Below are 17,261 nucleotides of genomic sequence, written 5' to 3'. Positions count from 1 at the left end.
GCAGTCGAACAGCTGATGGGCGTTATGGGAGGTACCGAATGACTAGTGCGTTGAGCCACGCCGAGACGCTTCGTCTGCCTGCGGACCACCGCTGGGTTGTTCTCGACGTCGAGACGTCGGGGATGCGGTCGGCATCCCATCGTGTGCTCAGTATCGCCGCATTAGTACTGCGTGAGGATGGTTCCGTAGAGCGTCAGTTCTCGACTCTGCTCAATCCAGGATGCGATCCGGGGCCCGTCCACGTTCACAACCTCACTCCCGACCGCTTGGCTGGTGCGCCGCGTTTCGAAGACATTGCTGAGGAATTCGCCGACTTGCTCTCAAGCCGGACCATGGTGGCACACAACGCGTCGTTCGACTACGGCTTCCTCGACGCAGAGTTTCAACGCGCAGGTTTTGGCACCCCGATAGAGAAGCGGCTGTGTACTTTGGCGCTCTCGCGACGCCTGGAGCTGGACGTACCCAATCACAGGCTCGCAACACTGGCCGAGTATTGGAAGATAGAACAGGTCAATGCGCACGACGCCTACGACGATGCGCGGGTACTCGTCGAGGTCTTCGGCAGGAGCGCATCTCTCGCGGAAACGCTGCAACTTCCGCTTCCAGTGGTGGGGTGTAAGGACCGCCGGGCCACGGTCCACTCTCGCGAGATCAAGCGAGTGCCGTCGTCATTCACCAACCCCGGACGCCTCGATCTGACTCACGGCTTGGTCCAAGGAATGAAGATAGCGATCAGTGGTCCGACATCCGCACCCCGGGCTACGCTGGCTGCCCGCCTCACGGACGCGGGATTCGAGTTCACAAATACCGTGAGCCGACAGACGAGTGTTCTGGTGTGTGACAACACTGCATCTCAAAGCTCGAAAGTACGTAAGGCCGAGTCGGATGGAATTCCCGTGATCTCGGAGCAGCAGTTGGAGCACTTGTTGGAACGTGCAGTGCCGGGTGAGATCAAGATTGAGGGCGCTTCCGTGGGAGTGAGCACTGTTGAACCCGTGCCTGACACGATGACAGCGCCGGAAGTCGAGGTCCAGCGCGAGGTGGTTCTGGTGCCGGAGATGATCGTGTCTGCGCAACCTCGTCCCGACGAATCGACCTCCGGGGTACGGCCATCATCGATCGCGACTGCATCCCCGCTCGCGAATCGCAAGGCGAAGGCGTGGCAGGGGCGTCGCGTTCTGATTCTCGGCGGTACCCATCTCGACGGCGTGATCATGCGGTCGCGCATCCTGCAGCTCGGTGCTCGTCCGTCTCTCAACTTCACAACCGCGGTCACCGAGGTTTTGGTGTTGGAAGGCGGTGAATCCGACAAGCGGATGGCGAGGGTCACGGATCGAGGGCTTCCTAAGATCACGGAATCCGACGTCAACGAGGCGTTGGTCTCGGGTGTAGTTCCCGCCCACATGAGGCTCGAATCACGCTTGTCTGCACCGATTTTGATGCGTGGCGAGGTCGTCGATCTTCCTGCCGCTCAGTCGTCGTGGTCGATCAATGTTGCGTGGCGGGCAGAAAACGTTGGAGACGAATTCGACGTCGATGTGGTTGCCTTTCTCCTTGACGGAACCAACAAGGTCGATTCGGATCAAGATTTCGTCTTCTACAACAACACCGTGGATGAGGACGGCGCAGTCGAGCTCTCCGTCGACGGTGACAGTGAGCAGAGTGTCCGTGCAGATCTCGACTCTTTGCCTGCGGAATGTCAACGTGTTGTCATCGCAGCAGCAGTCGATGGTGACAAGACGTTCGGCGACTTAGGAGCAGTCTCGGTCAGCATTGATGGTTCCGACGGAACATTTGCCACATTTGTACTCGATCTCGGAACGGTCGAGCGGACCATGGTTCTCGCCGAGATCTACCGCCGCGGAAATGTTTGGCGGCTTCGGGCGGTAGGTCAGGGGCATAACCACGGACTCGGTGCTATGGCTGTCGGCTACGGTGTCGAAGTGGACGATTGACCTCGATTTGTTTCTCGAGAGGGTGGAGTGAGGTCCAGTCGCATTGCGGCGGCTGCTTCGGCGTCCACATCCCGATGCTGGAGTAGTTCGATCAGGTCTTCTTGTCGAGGTTGCCCAAATGCCAAGCGGTAGAGGGCAACTCCGGCTTTGGATTTCTCCAGTCGAGGCCCGTCGACGCTCAACTCATACGGCATCAGTTCGCGTATCACCTTGTGAGATCCAGAGTAGATCCAATCCGGTACCAGCCCGCCGAGATCTTCGTCCGGGATGGTGTACGCGGCCGTCCAGGGGTGGACGTCGTGAGCACCCAAAATGCTGATCCGGTGACGCTCGACTAGGTTGCGCCGCACAGCATGGCCACGGAACCGGTTGACGCGACCGTCGCGTTGTTCGAAGTCAACGGGGTTCGACGGTGTATTCCAATGCACCACATGGTGACACCAAGGGTGGAAGTCGATTCCCTCTTGGCCGGCGCTGGTAGAGATGACGATGAACGGCCAGAACGGACTGTTGAATGCATGGCGAATACGGGCCGGTCGAAACGAGTCGTCGCTCTCGGATTTACCGCCGTATTGAACGGCAAGGTGAGTTCGGAAGCGGATGTTATCGGTTTCGTCTATGGGGTCGTGCGACAGGCTCTGACCCACTCGAAGTGACATCGCCTCGGCTGCAGAATTAGCGATGGCGTAGATCTGATCGACGTCGAGAGGCTCACTGTCGTGGGTCGGTGTCAATTGCCCGAGATATTCGTCAAGGACTGCTTGGAGATTACCGTCGGCACAGTACTGCAAAACCTGTCGCCAATACGGTAAGTCCGGATAGAGCTGCCGCAGAAGCACTGCGGATTGCCAACGATTGAACATTGATCGGAGTCCTGACGCGATAGTGGCAGCAGCTCCCCAGATGTCGCCTTCTGCAACGCTCGGAGCAATCCGCAATCGTTTCAGCGATCGCCACGCGCAATTCGCCGGAGAGTGCGCCGCCAGTTTGGCAGTTACCTCGACGAGGTCGGGCGGTATCCGACCGTCGGTCAGCGTTGTGGTGCTCTCGGCGAGGGTCAGGAATGGATCGAGACTAGTTGCCTCGTCAGCCGCCTCGGCATCTGAGTCATGGTGCGACTGTAAGACATTGCGGAGCCATCCTTGATCGTCCGAGCTGAAATCGAACACGTCGAATTGCTCTCGATCGATATGCATCGGCCACGACCAATAGAAGTGTTGTGCCCCGGTCGCAGTCGAAGTTTCGCGACCACGCGGAATGGTCGACTGAAGTCGCTCCACCACAGTGGCTTCGAAGGACACGGTATCAACCGGGTCGACGTGGTCTCGAGCAAGGGCGAGTGGATCCGACATTGTTGCGAGATGTGGCATCGGCCAGAAGAGGGCAAGCGTGGTCATCTGCGGATTGGATCCGCGGTATTCGAGCGGTGAACCGATGGCTCGGAGACTATCCGGATCATTTGGAACTATCGAGGAATGTCCTTGCATCAAGCGATGTTCCGCGTGATAGCTCAGAATTGATGCGACGGCGGGAGGAGTTGACGACCAGCTGGAGAACACGAGTCGCTTCGTTGTCTGTGCCAGATTGGGATCAGCAAACGGACCTCCGGGGGCCAGGTACGGAAGGCTGGGCGGGATCCACAGCAGTTTTTCCCAGCCCGTATCGACGGTATCGTCGCGGAAATTTCGAGTCCGAGCGTTGCCCGCTTCGATCTCAGCGAACTGTCTGACAGCAGCGGCGTCGACTCTGCTGATGTCGAGTAAACGCGACTCGCTACTGCCGACGGTTGCAGCGTACTTCCGACCGAACTGATAGTTGCTCATGAAGTTGACGAAGTAGGGAACGGACTTCCAGTAGTCCACGCTGAACTGGGCGTCGAGTTCCCTGGCGAGGCGGCGCAGGGCCGCGTACCCGAGTAATTCTCGAGGTTCGATTCCAGAGATCGTGGACCTGCGTTCCCGAACCATTGTGTTGGCTGAATTGGCCGGGCGTTCCACGCGACACATCAAGGACAAGAGGAGGTTTCGTAGGTCTGACATCGTTTGCGTGGCTTCGCGATCCTCGATGACGGCATTGCGGAACTGCTCTAGCAGCGCCATGACGTCACTGGATTTCACCAGCTTCGAACCATCAGCGAGGAAATCAATCGTCTTGGTGAAATCGGAGTAGTGATCGGCACCGGAATCGTCGGCCTCGGTATAAGGCTTGTATGGCGTTGCAGACAGAAGAAGTACCCGTGTCCCGTGGTGACCGAACAGATGGCGCGCAAGTTCGCCGGCGGATGTCGTCTCGTCCATCAACTCTGTGAACCGCTGAAACTCGTCCATGATCGCAAGATCGGGCGCCAGTGAATTTACGCTGGCATGAGCAAGTTCGTACCGCAAATCTGCAATGAGGGTCGTGATGGCGGAGTTTCGACCGGGATCGTTGATCGGCTTTTTCATCAGGTCGAACAACCTGTCGGCGATGGACGGTTCGCCGGCGTTAATCGTGGCAACAAACGCTTCCAAGATCGACGGATCAATCGAATCGCCGAATTTCTCCTCGAAAACTGCGACGTCCCTTTCGAAGGTATCCAATGATGCGACGGAACCCTGCAGGATCTTCAGCGCAGCCACGCGTTGAGGCTGGGTGAACTGGAACTCGCGATCGAGCAACAGAAACAGCAGTTGCCTCTCATCGGAACGGCCGGTCCTTTGGCCCGTCTTGAATGATGTATCCGGAGTCAGTGAAACAAGATTGACGGGCACACGCAGGTTGTCATCCGCGGAGTCCAATCTGCGGTTGTGGGTAGCAAGTAGCGTCAACCGGCTGGTATGGGTGATGTCTTTGTTTCCGGTGACATTGAGACGTTCAAGATTCTGTCGCGCGAGGTCGATGTTGGAGCAGATGTACACGATGTTGATCTCGGTGCGTAGCGGGTCCTCTTGGAGGTGTTCGATTGTGCGCGCAATGATTCCGCGCGCCACCATCGACTTGCCTAGCCCGGTTTCGTCTGCGACGAGGAAGTGGCGACTGGGATCCGGTTTGTAGAACTGCTCGAATACATGGTCAACGGTGTCCCGCTGAAAGTCGCGTAGTCCGGCAAGAACTGTATCGGCGCGAAATTCCTGGTTCATGCGTTTCTCCGATCCAGAACGGTTGCAGCAGAGTGAATATCCGTCCAGAGCTCGGAGAATCCCGGCGGCAACAGGTCGCGACGTGCGTCGTCACGATGGAGGCGGCGAATGAAGCCGTCCATATCTGTCAGGACCGTCGGCGCCGTCGCAAGGGCGAGTAGAAGTGACTCGAGAATGCCGGGGAGTGGTCCGGATTGGGATCCGTGGTCGCGGATCATCTGGTCGAACGCTCCGCCTGCACTGTCCCCGCCGTTGGAGATGGACAGCATTAGCGCGATAAAGCGCAGAACATCCTCGGGCTTGTTCAGCTGCGAAGCAAGGATCTCGTCGAGGCGCTCGTCGGGGTCGTTGATTAGGTTGGCAACGACTACTGTGCTGCCAGTCGATCCGCCAGGCTCGGTGACACGAACTGCGAGGAACGGCATTATATCGACCAGTTTCAGCCCGGGACTTATGAAGTCGACAGGGTCGTCGGACGTCATAGCTACGGCAAATCCAGGGCGCGTGGTGAGTTCGATCGTGGCGCTGTAACCATCGGGAAGTTGTATGGGAACATCAGTTTCGATCAGTAGGTCGAAGTATTCTCCAGCGGGTTGGACGGTCGCGCTGAACGGCGTTGATGCAATCGCCTGCAAGGCCTTGTCGAGTTCGCGGCGGATGACATCGGTTTCATCCGGTTCCGCGCCGCCTGTGGCTTCGTATGGGCTGATGATTGATCCGAGTCCGCCGTTGCCAAGCATGGCGTCGATTCCGAACTTCTTCTTGGCGCCGACCATTTCAACCAGAATCTCGACATTCCTGTTGAACGCCGCAGCGGTGGCATTGGCTGAACCTATGAAAAGTCTTGCCCAGTGGTTGTATTCAACGATGTACGCCTTGGCGTGCAATCCGCCCAGTACATTCGCCGAGTCTGATTCGGGGTCAGGAATTCCAGCATCAGAGTTCAGTACGTAGGACGCGCTGAACCACTTCAGGGTTTCCGGGCGGAGCTGTTCCAGAGATTCTGCGCGACTAATGACATCCGCGATTACACGATCGCCCGGAATCAGAGTGTCGAATCCGTCATCGCCCAGAAATGGCGAAATCGCGAGGTGTCGGGTGCCTTCGAAGTTTGGCGCTGGTCTATGGCCCGGTACACCGAACACATGAAATTCGATATCTGAGAGGCCCTCGGGTGCAGTCCATTCGGCATACCGGATGTCGTCGGCCAACGTATGCATACGTCGGCGTCGAGTCGACTCCAACTGTGAGACAGTGGCGTCGTCGGCTAAGTATTGCAGCAATGCCCTCAGCGGCTTGTTAGTCTTGTTTCGAGCGTTCCGCATGGTGCCATCGAGTGCCACAACCATGTCCCAGGAACTGTCTCGTGTCAGGTTTCGGCTCTGGACGAGAAGCCGGAAACTGACAACTTCCTCGTCGTCGATGTACTTCGCCAACCAAATTTTAGGGTGAAAGAGAGCGCCTGGGCGGCTGCGGACGGCGTGCACTGCGGGCTCGAGGAAGGCCATGAGCGCATTCGTTTTCTCAGGAACTCGAATGTGTCCGGCTTGGTGGAATATGTCGATGGTGTTGGCACAGATACGGATAGACGCCAGAATTGCCAGAGGATCCGTCGCATGGGACGGTGACGCAAAGGCGAGTGCAGGTACCAGTGCGGACTGTAGATCGAGGGTGAATGTGGTTCCCACCAAGTGATCGAGCCGTGAGCCGGCCGGTGGCCGCAGTTGATCGACCAGAGTGGCTCGTTCGTCAGGCGCCAGCATTGTTCAGTCCTTGGGAAATATCGCTGAGTATTTGTGATGCTTGTGGCCAACGGAATTGGAGTCGGCTTGCCCCGGACGCACCCTGCCAGAGTCGCAGTTGTTTCTCATTTGTCAGACGTGACTGCGCGCCCTTGTTCTGAAACTCGCGATCGCTGACTAGTCTTCGCAGATCGACGGAATCTGCCGGAGTTCCCGCTCCTAGATCGTTGATACCGTCGATCCAGGTTTCGACAAATTGCCGCGTTCGCGGTGATATTGCCGGGAAACGGCTCCACAACCGTGACCGGTCCCATTTCGGTGCAAGCGAATGATTCCAGTACTGCTCGCTCCACTGCGAGAGTTCGCTACGGTATCGCTGCGCGGGTGCCTCCACGCTTGTCAACTCATGACGCTCGTACGCTTCGCTCACCATCAAGTTGTAGAGCAGTGACGCACCGTGCAGGGCCAGCGAGAACAGCTCGGTGTCTTCAACGAGGTCGTGAAGCTCTTGCGGTGCTGATTCCAGATCGAGATCCCAGAGGTAGTCGACGTTGAGGTCAGGCATCGTCGGTTGGCTCAGTAAATGAGCGAGCAAGGAACCGTCGCAGGTCACGACGATCCGCTCGCGAAGCCAGTTGGCCTCCGCCACAGAGAGATCAAACCCCTGGTCTGTCACATCCGCGGGGAATGACTCAGGCAGAGGGAGCGTCGACCACGGCGAGGTGTCGTGCATCTCGTCGTCATTTGCCTCCCCCTTGCGCGACTGTGGCAGGTGCTGTGGGCGGGTGTCGTGGCGAAGGATCCTGTAGGTCTGCAGTGCATTCCAGTAGATCGCGGAGGGGAGTACCCGCACCGCTGCGCCGGCGACCCGTCCGATCAGCCCCTGAGTGTGGCCGGCCTCGCGGAGTGCGAGCAGTACCTCGCGTTGTTCTCGGTCTGCAGCTTTGACCAGCGCTGCACCTGATTTGCGCAGCGCTGCTCGTTGGAATGTCCACGGAATCAGGACCAGATAGCGGGCCCGCGTCTGGACGGTGGAGATCCCGGGGAACAGGCGGTCTGCGAGTCCGTCTCGGATCTGACCGATACCGAGATTGTCGAGGGTTCCGGGTTCGCTGAAGAGCGCAACGAGTTCGCGCATTCGTCGTTCTTCCTCAGCGGACGTGTCGAGCCAGGCGATCAGCGACAAGTGAGCACTCCAAGATCAAGTCGGGACGAGCGAATCACCCGATTTTGATCGGGTGGTAATACAGAGCGTCGTCGGTTTCCTCGACATTGACGGACACTTCATCGCCAATGCTGAGATACACATCAACATCGATCCGTTTTGTCTCACGGACGGCTTCACGAACAGAGCGAGCAGGAATCAATCCACGACGCCCATCGGGACCGACAGCAAGGGCATATTTGGGCCCGGTCTTCGTGACCCGCGCAGATATGGTTGCGGGGCGCTCACTATTCCCATTTGAGACACGGGCCGGCCCACGTTCAGACGGTGCCAATGGAGAAGTCTGCTGATCAAGCTCTTCAGCGAGACTGTCAGCCATTTCGTCAACTTGCGCCAGCAATCCCGCCATTTGTTTGGCGTAGTTATTGTGAAACTCGTTTGGCTTCAGCGCCTCTCCAGGCTTGTACATGTCTTCGTGCGTCAACTCACCCCATGCGTCTTGGAGTCTGGTCTTGATCTGAACTTCGACCTTTACATCGAGATCGCCTTGATGGGTTGGGACCCGAACGAGGAGAACGGCGTGGTACGCGCGGTATCCGCTGTCCTTGGGGCTGGAGACGTAGTCGATTGGTTCTTCTGCAAAACGCATCGAGCATTGAGACGAACGGCAGGACGTCTCGAGTGCTTGACTGAACGCAAGCTGGTCTCTGGGACTTTTGCACAATACCTTGATGCCGACCAGATCGCCGAGGGCGTCAATCACCGCTTCCGGTGTCGTTGGCACCGCAATCTTTGCTTCGGCGATCTTGCGACGAACTTTGTCTGCGGCGCGTTCGGGCGACTTGATACGCGCGTTCTTGGCGTTCATTCGGTCACGGTCGACGTTGTCCAACAGCTCGTCTGCCAGTGTTTCCAGAAACGTCTGAGTGGTTACCAGCGCTGCGTCCCACGCTCGCGAGCGGCCCCGGTAGAGCTCGTCGACGAGCTTCTGAATGTTGTCTTGCTCCATTGAAGCACCTCCCCCAAGATCAGTATCGAGACTGGCGTCGCCGAATCCCGTTCACCGACACCTTATCCGTCACACAGTTATAAATGCCGAGAGAGAAGTGTTCCGATTGCTGATGCGAGCTTGATGGGCACTGCATTTCCGATCTGCTTCGCGATCGCGGTTTTCGAGCCTACCCACTTGTAATCGTCTGGAAATCCCTGCAATCGAGCTGCTTCGAAGTGGGTGATTGCTCGGTTCTCTGTGGGATGGAGGTAGCGACCCTTTTCTGGCTTGAAGAATTCGGTGCGTATGGTCACCGACGGTCGGTCCGAGTGGAGCCGTCCCATGACGTCGCCGGAACCAGTTGTGTGCCTTCGCCAGCACGGCGCCTTCAGCTCATCGGGCAGATCGAATCTGTTTCCGCCGATCGGGATGCTTGCGAATCGATCCAGCGAGAGCTGCTCGAAGTTTCGAGTTAGATGCAGTTCGGTTGTTTTGAACTCACCGGGCAGCATCTTGCCGTCTTCCAATTCTATGAAGCGACCTTCTGGCAGGAGTTGTTCGGTTACATGGGCTTTGATCCCACGGAGAGCTTCACCAACGGTGACATGTGCGTCCACGTGGGTTTTCTGTGGTTCGCCAGGGTCCTCCATGTCGCGATGCCGTCCAATGACCACAACACGTTTCCGTGCTTGTGGCGCGCCGTAATCTGCAGCGTTCAGCGTGTGAGGTGTCAAGACATAGTCGGCGAGTTCGCCGCCTGTCTCGGTGATCTTGCAGAATATTTGAAACTCAGGCGACTTCAGGAACTGCGGGACATTCTCGAGTACAAAGTACTTCGGGGCGGCAAGGGCCACCGTTTTTGCATAGTGACGCCACATCTGGTTTCTGGCGTCGTCAGCATCCTGACGACCAAGTGCAGAGAAACCCTGGCAGGGTGGCCCGCCGACAACAAGATCGACGTCGGGGACCGTGTGGGTTTGGAGCCAATCCTCGATCCGGCCTTGATGCATGACTTCACCGAAGACCTGTTTGTACGTTTCAGCAGCGGCTCGATCCATTTCGACTGCCCCTGCGACTCGGTATCTCGCACTGGATTCGTGGAGGCCCTGCGTCAGCCCGCCGGCGCCTGCGAAGAGGTCGAGTACCTGGATCGTCGATTCGTTCGCGCGCACACGTGAAGGGTACCTGGTAGCGCCGACTGCGAGGGCATGGCTAGGCGTCGGTTGTCTGTTCATCGGGGCTCGGGAGAATTGGCCGAGCAAGGTGATGAGAAATCGTCTGACAGGTGCCAGTGATCGATTTCCTTGGGTCCAGGTGTTTGGCGTTGTTGCAACAGTCAGCGCTTACTGACCGATATAGATTGAAAGCGCTGCCGCGCTGGGAGCATTACTTTGATCGACGAATCGCGCACCGGGTGCGAGGGCGATTCCTTCGAAACATGACAATATTGACGCATTTGAACCCGAGATGACGATCCATCATTTCGGCGGTTGCGAAAGAGGTAGTGATGAGTGGGCCAGAGTGTGCAATGGAATTGAATGCTCCACAGCGCGAGGTTTCAGACGCTCCCATCGGTGAGCGATTGCTCGTCGTTGCCGGGGCCGGTCAAGGCAAGACCGAAGTGGTGGCGTCACGTATCGGCCGTCTGGTTGCCGAAGAGGAGTTGTCTGCTTCTACCGAGATCTTGGTGTTGAGCTTTTCGCGCGCCGCGGTACAAGCTGTCAAGCTGCGCTTAGATGCGCGAGATATAGCTCGAGCAAATGTACGTACATTCGATTCGCTAGCCGGCCGCCTTTTGCTGGACGCAGATATTGAGCCGGTGGGCTCCTTTGAAGCGCGGATTCGCCAGGCAACGAAATTGCTCGTCGACGGTGACGATGTTCCTTATGAGATCGAGACACTCCGACATGTGGTGATGGATGAGGTCCAGGATTTAGTGGGGGACCGTGCGGATTTTGTGCTGGCATTGCTTCGCAAGTTGGATCGTGATGTCGGTATCACTGCGCTAGGCGACCCGCTTCAAGGGATCTACGATTTTCAACTCGAGGATTCCAAGACGAAGACTCCGTCCTCTGCTGTCTTCGAGGCGCTGCGAGATGAATTCGGGCTCAGGCAAGTTGGGCTAGGCGACAACTATCGTGCACGTGGGTTGGACCCCAAGCAGGTTATCGAGCTCGGGGAAGTTCTGCGTGAGGTAGCAAACGCCGACGAAGGGCGAGCCGTCCTCGACGAATTTGAACAGAACCTCATCGACCGCGGAGACATCGAGGATTGGGCTTCCTCGGTTCACCAAGAAGGCTCGCGCACCGCCATCTTGTGTAACACCAATGCTGAGGTCTTTCGTGTGTCGAGGTACCTGCGCGAAGCCGGTGTGGGCCATGTTGTTCGACGGACTGCACAAGAGTTCGGCGCCGCGAGGTGGGTCGCGCAGGCATTGGGTTCATTGGTGGGGCAGCGTATCCCCAGATCGGAGGTCGAGGAGGCGCTGTCCCAGTTCTGTTCAGCGGAAGTGGCCGAGGACCGATGGTACCTACTGAAGTCTGCAGAAGGTGATTCGCGAAACCATAATCAGCTCAATCTTTCTCGACTGCGTACGTTGATTCGGTCGGGCGCGATTCCATTGACCCTGACCGAACCTGACACGGCCGACGTCATCGTCTCGACGGTGCACAAAGCGAAGGGGCTCGAGTTTGAACGTGTCTTCGTTGTAGAACCGAATTTCTCGCGGAAGGACGAAGACCCGTGGGTAGTGATGCGTGGTCGGTACGTTGCGCTGAGTAGGGCGCGCGATGACCTATTTCTGTGCAGGCTTCCGAAGGACTGGGCGAGTTTTAGATCCGAGTTTTGGTTGCGGGATCGGTTGATGGAGCGGGTGCCGGGCAAGAAGCCAAAGACCAAGCGAACAAGATCTGTGGAATTTCGATACAACGATGTCGAAGTTGATGCCCCTGTCGGTAACGGCAAAGTGAGCGCGGCAGCGATTCAGTCTCGACTTAGTGATGACGCATTGGTTGGTCAGAGACTTGAGGCAACACTCGACCTGGATTTGTCTACGTCAGAGCTGCCGATGTACTTGCTGACGACGGAAGACGGTCACACGATCGGACGGACCAGTGAGACCTTCAACGAGGAGTTCAAGAGGGCATTCAACCTGAAAGGCGGGTCGTGGCCTGCTTCGGTAACCGGGTTGTCGGTTGTCTCGGTGGAGACAGTGGCGGGAGATCCGGCGAAGTCGGAAAAGATGGATGTCAGTTTTGCAGGATTCTGGTTGGCTCCGCGAGTTTTTGGTCTGGCACAACCTGATTGGTCGAATATGGAGGACATGCAGTGAGCTCGCCAGTTGATTCTTCGCTTGACGAAAAATATCGGTTCCGCGACGAGATGGTCGAGGAGCTGTCCCGCGATGTGATCGGTCCGGGGGATGGTGCATCTGAGGTGATCAAGGAAGCACCATTGGATCGGTACATCGTCGGGGTCTTGTGGCCGGCTGATGAGGTATTGCAGGAAGAACCTGAGCCGGACGGGACTGAGCCGAGCGATCAGACTGCGACCGAAGACAGCCCGGTCGCTCAGGCTCGTATGCGATTCCCGTCGTCGATGGGGCTCACGTTCTCGGTGAAGTTGGACGCCGCAACGACGGTCAAGATCTCCGCCAAGGCCGCGTACTACCTTCCGTTGGAGTCGCGAGACGACGGCGGGGAGAAGCCGAAACGCCGCCGGGAAAGTGATTGGCAGCGTCATGAGCTCGACATCGAACCCGTCATTCATGCAGTTGACGTGCCAGGAACTTACCGGCCCGAAATGCCGGAAGGGCTGGAGCTTTATGTGTATGTGCGACCAGTCCGCGAAGGTTCAGTAACGGTATCTGTGGCCTTGCGCAACACCCAGGAATCCGTGAAAGGTGAACTGCGCGACGCGAAAGCGTGGTTCCAAGTCGGGTTGATCATTGACACCGATTCGCCGGCGATCGTTGACCGCTCTCGTCAGCGAAATCTTGGTTCTGATCCTGACCTTGACGGCGCAGCTCTCTTGTACCGTAATATGCGGACTTTCGCGATCGGTCACGGCTGTGCGGTCGAATGGGTGGGTGCAAATGCCGTCGGCGAGTGCATCGCGCAAGTTGCGACAACGTTCCTCCCGACACACGAAGTCCCACGTGCGAGGCCGGGCATCCTTGATGATTCGGTCAATCTGCGCATGTCTTTCCTCTCCGACGCGCCCGATGCGGAGGTTCTGGGGAGCCTGCGCGCAATGTCGCGGCAGTATCGACAGTGGATTGAAAACCTCGAGGCGACGCTCGACGACGGTACCGCTGACGTCGAGACGGACCTGGTGGACATCGCACGCAACAATATGAAAGCTGCGAAGCAGGCGGCCGATCGGATCGATGCAGGAATCTCCCGCTTGCAGAACGATGCTGACACCATGCGGGCATTCCGGTTGTCCAACAAGGCGATGCAGTTACAGCGTGCAAGGCAGGTATGGGTTCGTTCGGGAGCGACAGGCACAGCTGATCAGGGTTTGGATCAGCAGTGGTATCCCTTCCAAATTGCGTACATTCTTCTTAACTTGCCTGGCTTGAGTGATCCGAACCATCCCGACCGTGACATCGCAGACCTACTGTGGTTCCCCACAGGCGGAGGAAAAACCGAGGCATACCTCGGCCTGGTTGCATTCTCGATCTTTCATCGACGTCTGAAAGATCCGAAGGCCGTCGGTGTGGCTGTCATCATGCGCTACACGCTGCGGCTCTTGACAATTCAGCAGTTCGAACGCGCAACCATGCTCGTGTGTTCTCTTGAAACTGTGCGGTTGGCAAACTCAGAACTGGGATCGCGCGCATTCTCCATCGGTCTATGGGTTGGTTCAGGTGGCACACCCAATACCCTGGATGAGGCTAAGCGGTCCTTACGTGACTTGAAATCTGGTCGTGAGTTGACCGAGAAGAATCCGGTTCAACTTACGCAGTGTCCATGGTGTGGAAGTGAATTGGACTATCAGAATTACTCGGTGAAAACTGCGCCGGAACGACACTTGCATATTGCATGTGGAACGGCTGGCTGCGACTTCGCGGACGGCCTACCAGTGCATGTTGTAGACGAGGACATCTATCAGGCTCGCCCTGAGCTGATCCTGGGCACTGTCGACAAGTTTGCGGCAATGGCGTGGAATGCGAACGTAGGCAAGTTGTTTGCTCGTGACGGTATCGGATATGCCCCGGATTTGATCATTCAGGATGAGTTGCACCTCATTTCGGGTCCGTTGGGCTCGATGGTCGGGCTGTATGAAACCGCGATTGATGCTGCCTGCGAGGTGAAGAATTTGGCGGAAGGGACTACTCGCGGCAGGGCCAAAGTCATCGCATCGACGGCCACTATCAGGCGTGCTGAGAAGCAGATCAGGTCGGTATTTGCCAGGGAGGCAGCACAGTTCCCGCCGCCAGGAATCGACCCAGATCAGTCTTTCTTTGCGGAACCGGCACCGCGTGACACCCACGGGACACGTCGATACGTGGGCATCATGACGCCGGGCACAAGCCACGCAACGCTGTTGGTGCGTGTCTATTCGGCGCTGCTTCAGGCGGCAAAGGATCTCGAGGGAGACGACGACACGCGCGATCCCTATTGGACCCTGCTAGGTTACTTCAACAGTTTGCGTGTTCTCGGAAGTGCGTATCTCCAGGTCGAAGGAGACGTTAGAGAACGTCTACGGGTCGTAGCTAATAGGAGCGAGGGAGACCCACGAGAGATTCGTCGACTGAATGAGCTCACCAGTCGTGTGTCATCCTCGGAAATTCCAGGTGCGTTGAAGCAGATGGAAAGAACGGTCAGCGACGGAACACCAGACGACGTCGTGTTGGCGACCAACATGATTTCTGTGGGTGTCGACATCGATCGCCTCGGATTGATGGCGGTGATGGGCCAACCACAATCGAGTGCCGAGTACATCCAGTCCACCAGCCGGGTGGGCCGAAAGTATCCGGGGCTGGTAGTCACAATCTTCAACTCCGCGAGATCTCGTGACCGTTCACATTACGAGAGCTTCATTCCTTACCACCAAGCTCTTTACCGGGCAGTGGAGGCGACAAGTGCGACACCTTTCGCGGCGCGTGCCCGAGATCGAGGGCTGCACGGTGTTTTGGTTTCACTTGCGAGACTGCTGGTTCCAGGACTTGCTGCCGACGGTTCTGCGTATCTGGCGGAAGACAACTGGGACGGTCTCCGGCAGGTGGCGGACATCTTGGAGCGGCGGGTCGCAGAAGTGGCTTCGGAAGAATCTGACGATACGCGCGACCAGATCGACAAACTGCTGGAAGTTTGGGCCGAAGCCGGCGAACAAAAGCCTCGTATGAAGTATCGAAATTCCAAGAATCTGGATGCGGCTCTCTTGGTTGATCCCGCGACCGCATTGACCAACGACACGATTGAGTATTCGCAGGACGAGGCTCCCTGGCCAACCCTTCAGAGCATGCGCGACGTTGATGCAGAAACTGGCCTGTACCAGATTCCGATGAGGAGAAAACAATGACAACTGGCGCCAAAGCACGCCGTAGCCAGCTCCTGAGCACTTACGGAATTGGCGGGCTATTCCCCTCAGAGTCAACAAGTTTCATGATCACAGGCTTGGACGACTGGAATGAGAGTCGAGCGCCAATCGTCAGCGAGCCACGCCTTGCGCGTTCGCTGCGGGTTCGGGAGTTGAAGTCACCGCCCGCAGGAACAGCTCGAGATGTCCCTGTCATCAGATTTCCTTACACTCAGGTATGCCCGTCCTGCCGCAGGATCGGATCGATCTTTGACCTCTCGGGGGATTGGAACGTCGCGAAATGTAATAAATGTAAGGACAAGGCTGACCTGGCACCGTTTCGTCTGATCACTGCATGCAACAAGGGGCACATCGACGAATTTCCGTACTATCGCTGGCTTCACAAGGGACAAAGCAGTGAGGGTGAAGACCATGAGATGCGTATGCAGTCCCTTGGTAAGACTTCGTCGCTGGCTGACTTGGTTCTGACGTGCACCTGCGGCGTGAATCCGAAGTCGTTGGACGGAACCTTCGGCCCTAAAGCTCTTGCCGAATACGGTCACTGCAGTGGTGCGCGGCCTTGGCTGGGGTTCGATCACAAGCAGGATTGCGCGGAGATCCCGAGGGTGCTTCAGCGCGGTGCGTCGAACGTCTGGTTGCCTGCCGTGCGATCGGCGATCTCGATTCCGCCATATTCGGAAGCACTTGCGAAATTTGTAGACCGGCATTGGATCGCCCTGGCGGACCCTGAGGCCGTGACTGATAAACTCTTGACGAATATCGCGGCTTCATCGAATGGAAAGTTCTCGGTCGATCAGATCAATGCCGAGGCTGAACGTCGCCGAGGGGACGAGGACGAGGAACTCACGGAAGACGCGCTCCGAAAGCAAGAGTATTCGGCGCTGATCGATGGCCGTGACGAGAGTCAAGGCTCCGACTTTGTCAGTATCAAAATGGATCGTGACTCGTCACTGCCGGACTGTGTCACGGAAGTGCGTAAGGTGACCCGACTTCGGGAAGTTCGTGCCCTGTACGGCTTTTCGCGGCTTAACGGCGTGAATGAACTTGGCGCCGACGGTCTCTGTGAACTGTCGCATGGCCGGAAAAGCTGGCTTCCGGCGATGGAAGTCATCGGCGAGGGTGTGTTTGTAGCGTTTGATCGGGCTCAACTCGATGATTGGGCGAAGGAGCGATTCGCTCAGGATCGTCGCAAGTTGCTGAAGCGAGCCGCAGATCGACAGGCAGTTGAATTTGGGCGAACGGAGGCTGCCGAGGTCGACATCGTGAAGGTGGCGATTCATACGCTCGCGCATGTGTTGATTGATCAGCTGTCGCTTGACGCGGGGTATCCGGCGGCATCGCTGCGCGAACGGCTGTTTGTCGATGACGAGATGGCCGGGCTGCTGATCTACACAGCAAGTTCTGACTCGGCAGGAAGCCTGGGAGGCGTGGCTTCACAGGCAGAGCCCGAGTCCTTCGCAAGTGCACTCCATGAAGGACTAATCCGACTGTCCTGGTGCTCAGCCGACCCAGTCTGTGTCGAAGCAGGTGCATCCGGAACTGACGCGCTTAACCTGGCAGCGTGTCATGCCTGTGTGCTGGCTCCTGAGACATCGTGCGAGCTGAACAACACCTTTTTGGATCGTGCGTTGTTGTTCGGTTCTCCCGAAAACAACCAGGAGAACGAAGGATTGTTCAGCGCCCTTGTCGCTGCCGGCTAGGTCTGGCATCACATGGTGGGGTGGTGAATGGCACCTCACCATG

Annotated in this window: 9 protein-coding genes; 4 read left to right on the top strand and 5 right to left on the bottom strand. The window is 57.4% G+C overall.

Annotation, left to right across the window (positions count from 1 at the left end; all coding sequences use genetic code 11):
* The first annotated feature begins 38 nt into the window (after window positions 1-38).
* A complete protein-coding gene (locus ABX74_RS16385; RefSeq protein ID WP_047889236.1) occupies window positions 39-1,955 on the top strand; it encodes a TerD family protein in 1,917 nt (638 codons plus the stop codon).
* On the opposite strand, the gene ABX74_RS16380 is transcribed toward ABX74_RS16385, so the two are convergent.
* From ABX74_RS16380 to ABX74_RS16360, 5 genes are all read right to left on the bottom strand, one after another.
* Window positions 1,931-5,074, bottom strand: a complete 3,144-nt coding sequence (locus tag ABX74_RS16380) for a helicase-related protein (RefSeq protein ID WP_047889235.1) — start codon at window positions 5,072-5,074, stop codon at window positions 1,931-1,933. The genes ABX74_RS16385 and ABX74_RS16380 overlap by 25 nt on opposite strands.
* Window positions 5,071-6,837, bottom strand: coding sequence for a phospholipase D family protein (locus tag ABX74_RS16375; RefSeq protein ID WP_047889234.1), 1,767 nt, complete (start codon window positions 6,835-6,837; stop codon window positions 5,071-5,073). The genes ABX74_RS16380 and ABX74_RS16375 overlap by 4 nt, the downstream gene beginning before the upstream one ends.
* A complete protein-coding gene (locus tag ABX74_RS16370) occupies window positions 6,824-8,002 on the bottom strand; it encodes a DUF6361 family protein (RefSeq protein WP_047889233.1) in 1,179 nt (392 codons plus the stop codon). The genes ABX74_RS16375 and ABX74_RS16370 overlap by 14 nt, the downstream gene beginning before the upstream one ends.
* Before the next feature lie 34 nt (window positions 8,003-8,036).
* Complete coding sequence (locus ABX74_RS16365) at window positions 8,037-8,990, bottom strand: GTP pyrophosphokinase family protein (protein ID WP_047889232.1); 954 nt, start codon at window positions 8,988-8,990, stop codon at window positions 8,037-8,039.
* A 77-nt stretch (window positions 8,991-9,067) separates the two neighbouring features.
* On the bottom strand, window positions 9,068-10,207 hold the full coding sequence (locus ABX74_RS16360) for a DNA cytosine methyltransferase (protein WP_082148514.1): 1,140 nt from the start codon (window positions 10,205-10,207) through the stop codon (window positions 9,068-9,070).
* A 293-nt stretch (window positions 10,208-10,500) separates the two neighbouring features.
* Between ABX74_RS16360 and ABX74_RS16355 the strand changes: the two genes are divergently transcribed.
* The 3 genes from ABX74_RS16355 to drmB are packed head-to-tail and all read left to right on the top strand — an operon-like array spanning window position 10,501 to window position 17,218.
* Window positions 10,501-12,303, top strand: a complete 1,803-nt coding sequence (locus ABX74_RS16355; RefSeq protein ID WP_223257941.1) for a UvrD-helicase domain-containing protein — start codon at window positions 10,501-10,503, stop codon at window positions 12,301-12,303.
* Window positions 12,300-15,500, top strand: coding sequence for a helicase-related protein (locus ABX74_RS16350; RefSeq protein ID WP_223257940.1), 3,201 nt, complete (start codon window positions 12,300-12,302; stop codon window positions 15,498-15,500). The genes ABX74_RS16355 and ABX74_RS16350 overlap by 4 nt, the downstream gene beginning before the upstream one ends.
* Window positions 15,497-17,218 (top strand): DUF1998 domain-containing protein, encoded by a 1,722-nt coding sequence (gene drmB, locus ABX74_RS16345; RefSeq protein WP_047889229.1) that lies wholly within the window; start codon window positions 15,497-15,499, stop codon window positions 17,216-17,218. The genes ABX74_RS16350 and drmB overlap by 4 nt, the downstream gene beginning before the upstream one ends.
* Window positions 17,219-17,261: the final 43 nt, after the last annotated feature.

Origin of the sequence: Rhodococcus sp. ARP2, assembly GCF_001029585.1 — a bacterium.
GTDB classification, from domain to species: domain Bacteria; phylum Actinomycetota; class Actinomycetes; order Mycobacteriales; family Mycobacteriaceae; genus Rhodococcus_F; species Rhodococcus_F erythropolis.
This window is presented reverse-complemented; position numbering and strand designations above follow the sequence as displayed.

What these genes read in the sequence shown, in the direction of transcription:
- ABX74_RS16385 (WP_047889236.1), top strand. Translation starts at nt 39, where the DNA reads ATGACTAGTGCGTTGAGCCACGCCGAGACGCTTCGTCTGCCTGCGGAC.
- ABX74_RS16365 (WP_047889232.1), bottom strand. Translation starts at nt 8,990, where the DNA reads ATGGAGCAAGACAACATTCAGAAGCTCGTCGACGAGCTCTACCGGGGC.
- ABX74_RS16380 (WP_047889235.1), bottom strand. Translation starts at nt 5,074, where the DNA reads ATGAACCAGGAATTTCGCGCCGATACAGTTCTTGCCGGACTACGCGAC.
- drmB (WP_047889229.1), top strand. Translation starts at nt 15,497, where the DNA reads ATGACAACTGGCGCCAAAGCACGCCGTAGCCAGCTCCTGAGCACTTAC.
- ABX74_RS16360 (WP_082148514.1), bottom strand. Translation starts at nt 10,207, where the DNA reads ATGAACAGACAACCGACGCCTAGCCATGCCCTCGCAGTCGGCGCTACC.
- ABX74_RS16375 (WP_047889234.1), bottom strand. Translation starts at nt 6,837, where the DNA reads ATGCTGGCGCCTGACGAACGAGCCACTCTGGTCGATCAACTGCGGCCA.
- ABX74_RS16355 (WP_223257941.1), top strand. Translation starts at nt 10,501, where the DNA reads ATGGAATTGAATGCTCCACAGCGCGAGGTTTCAGACGCTCCCATCGGT.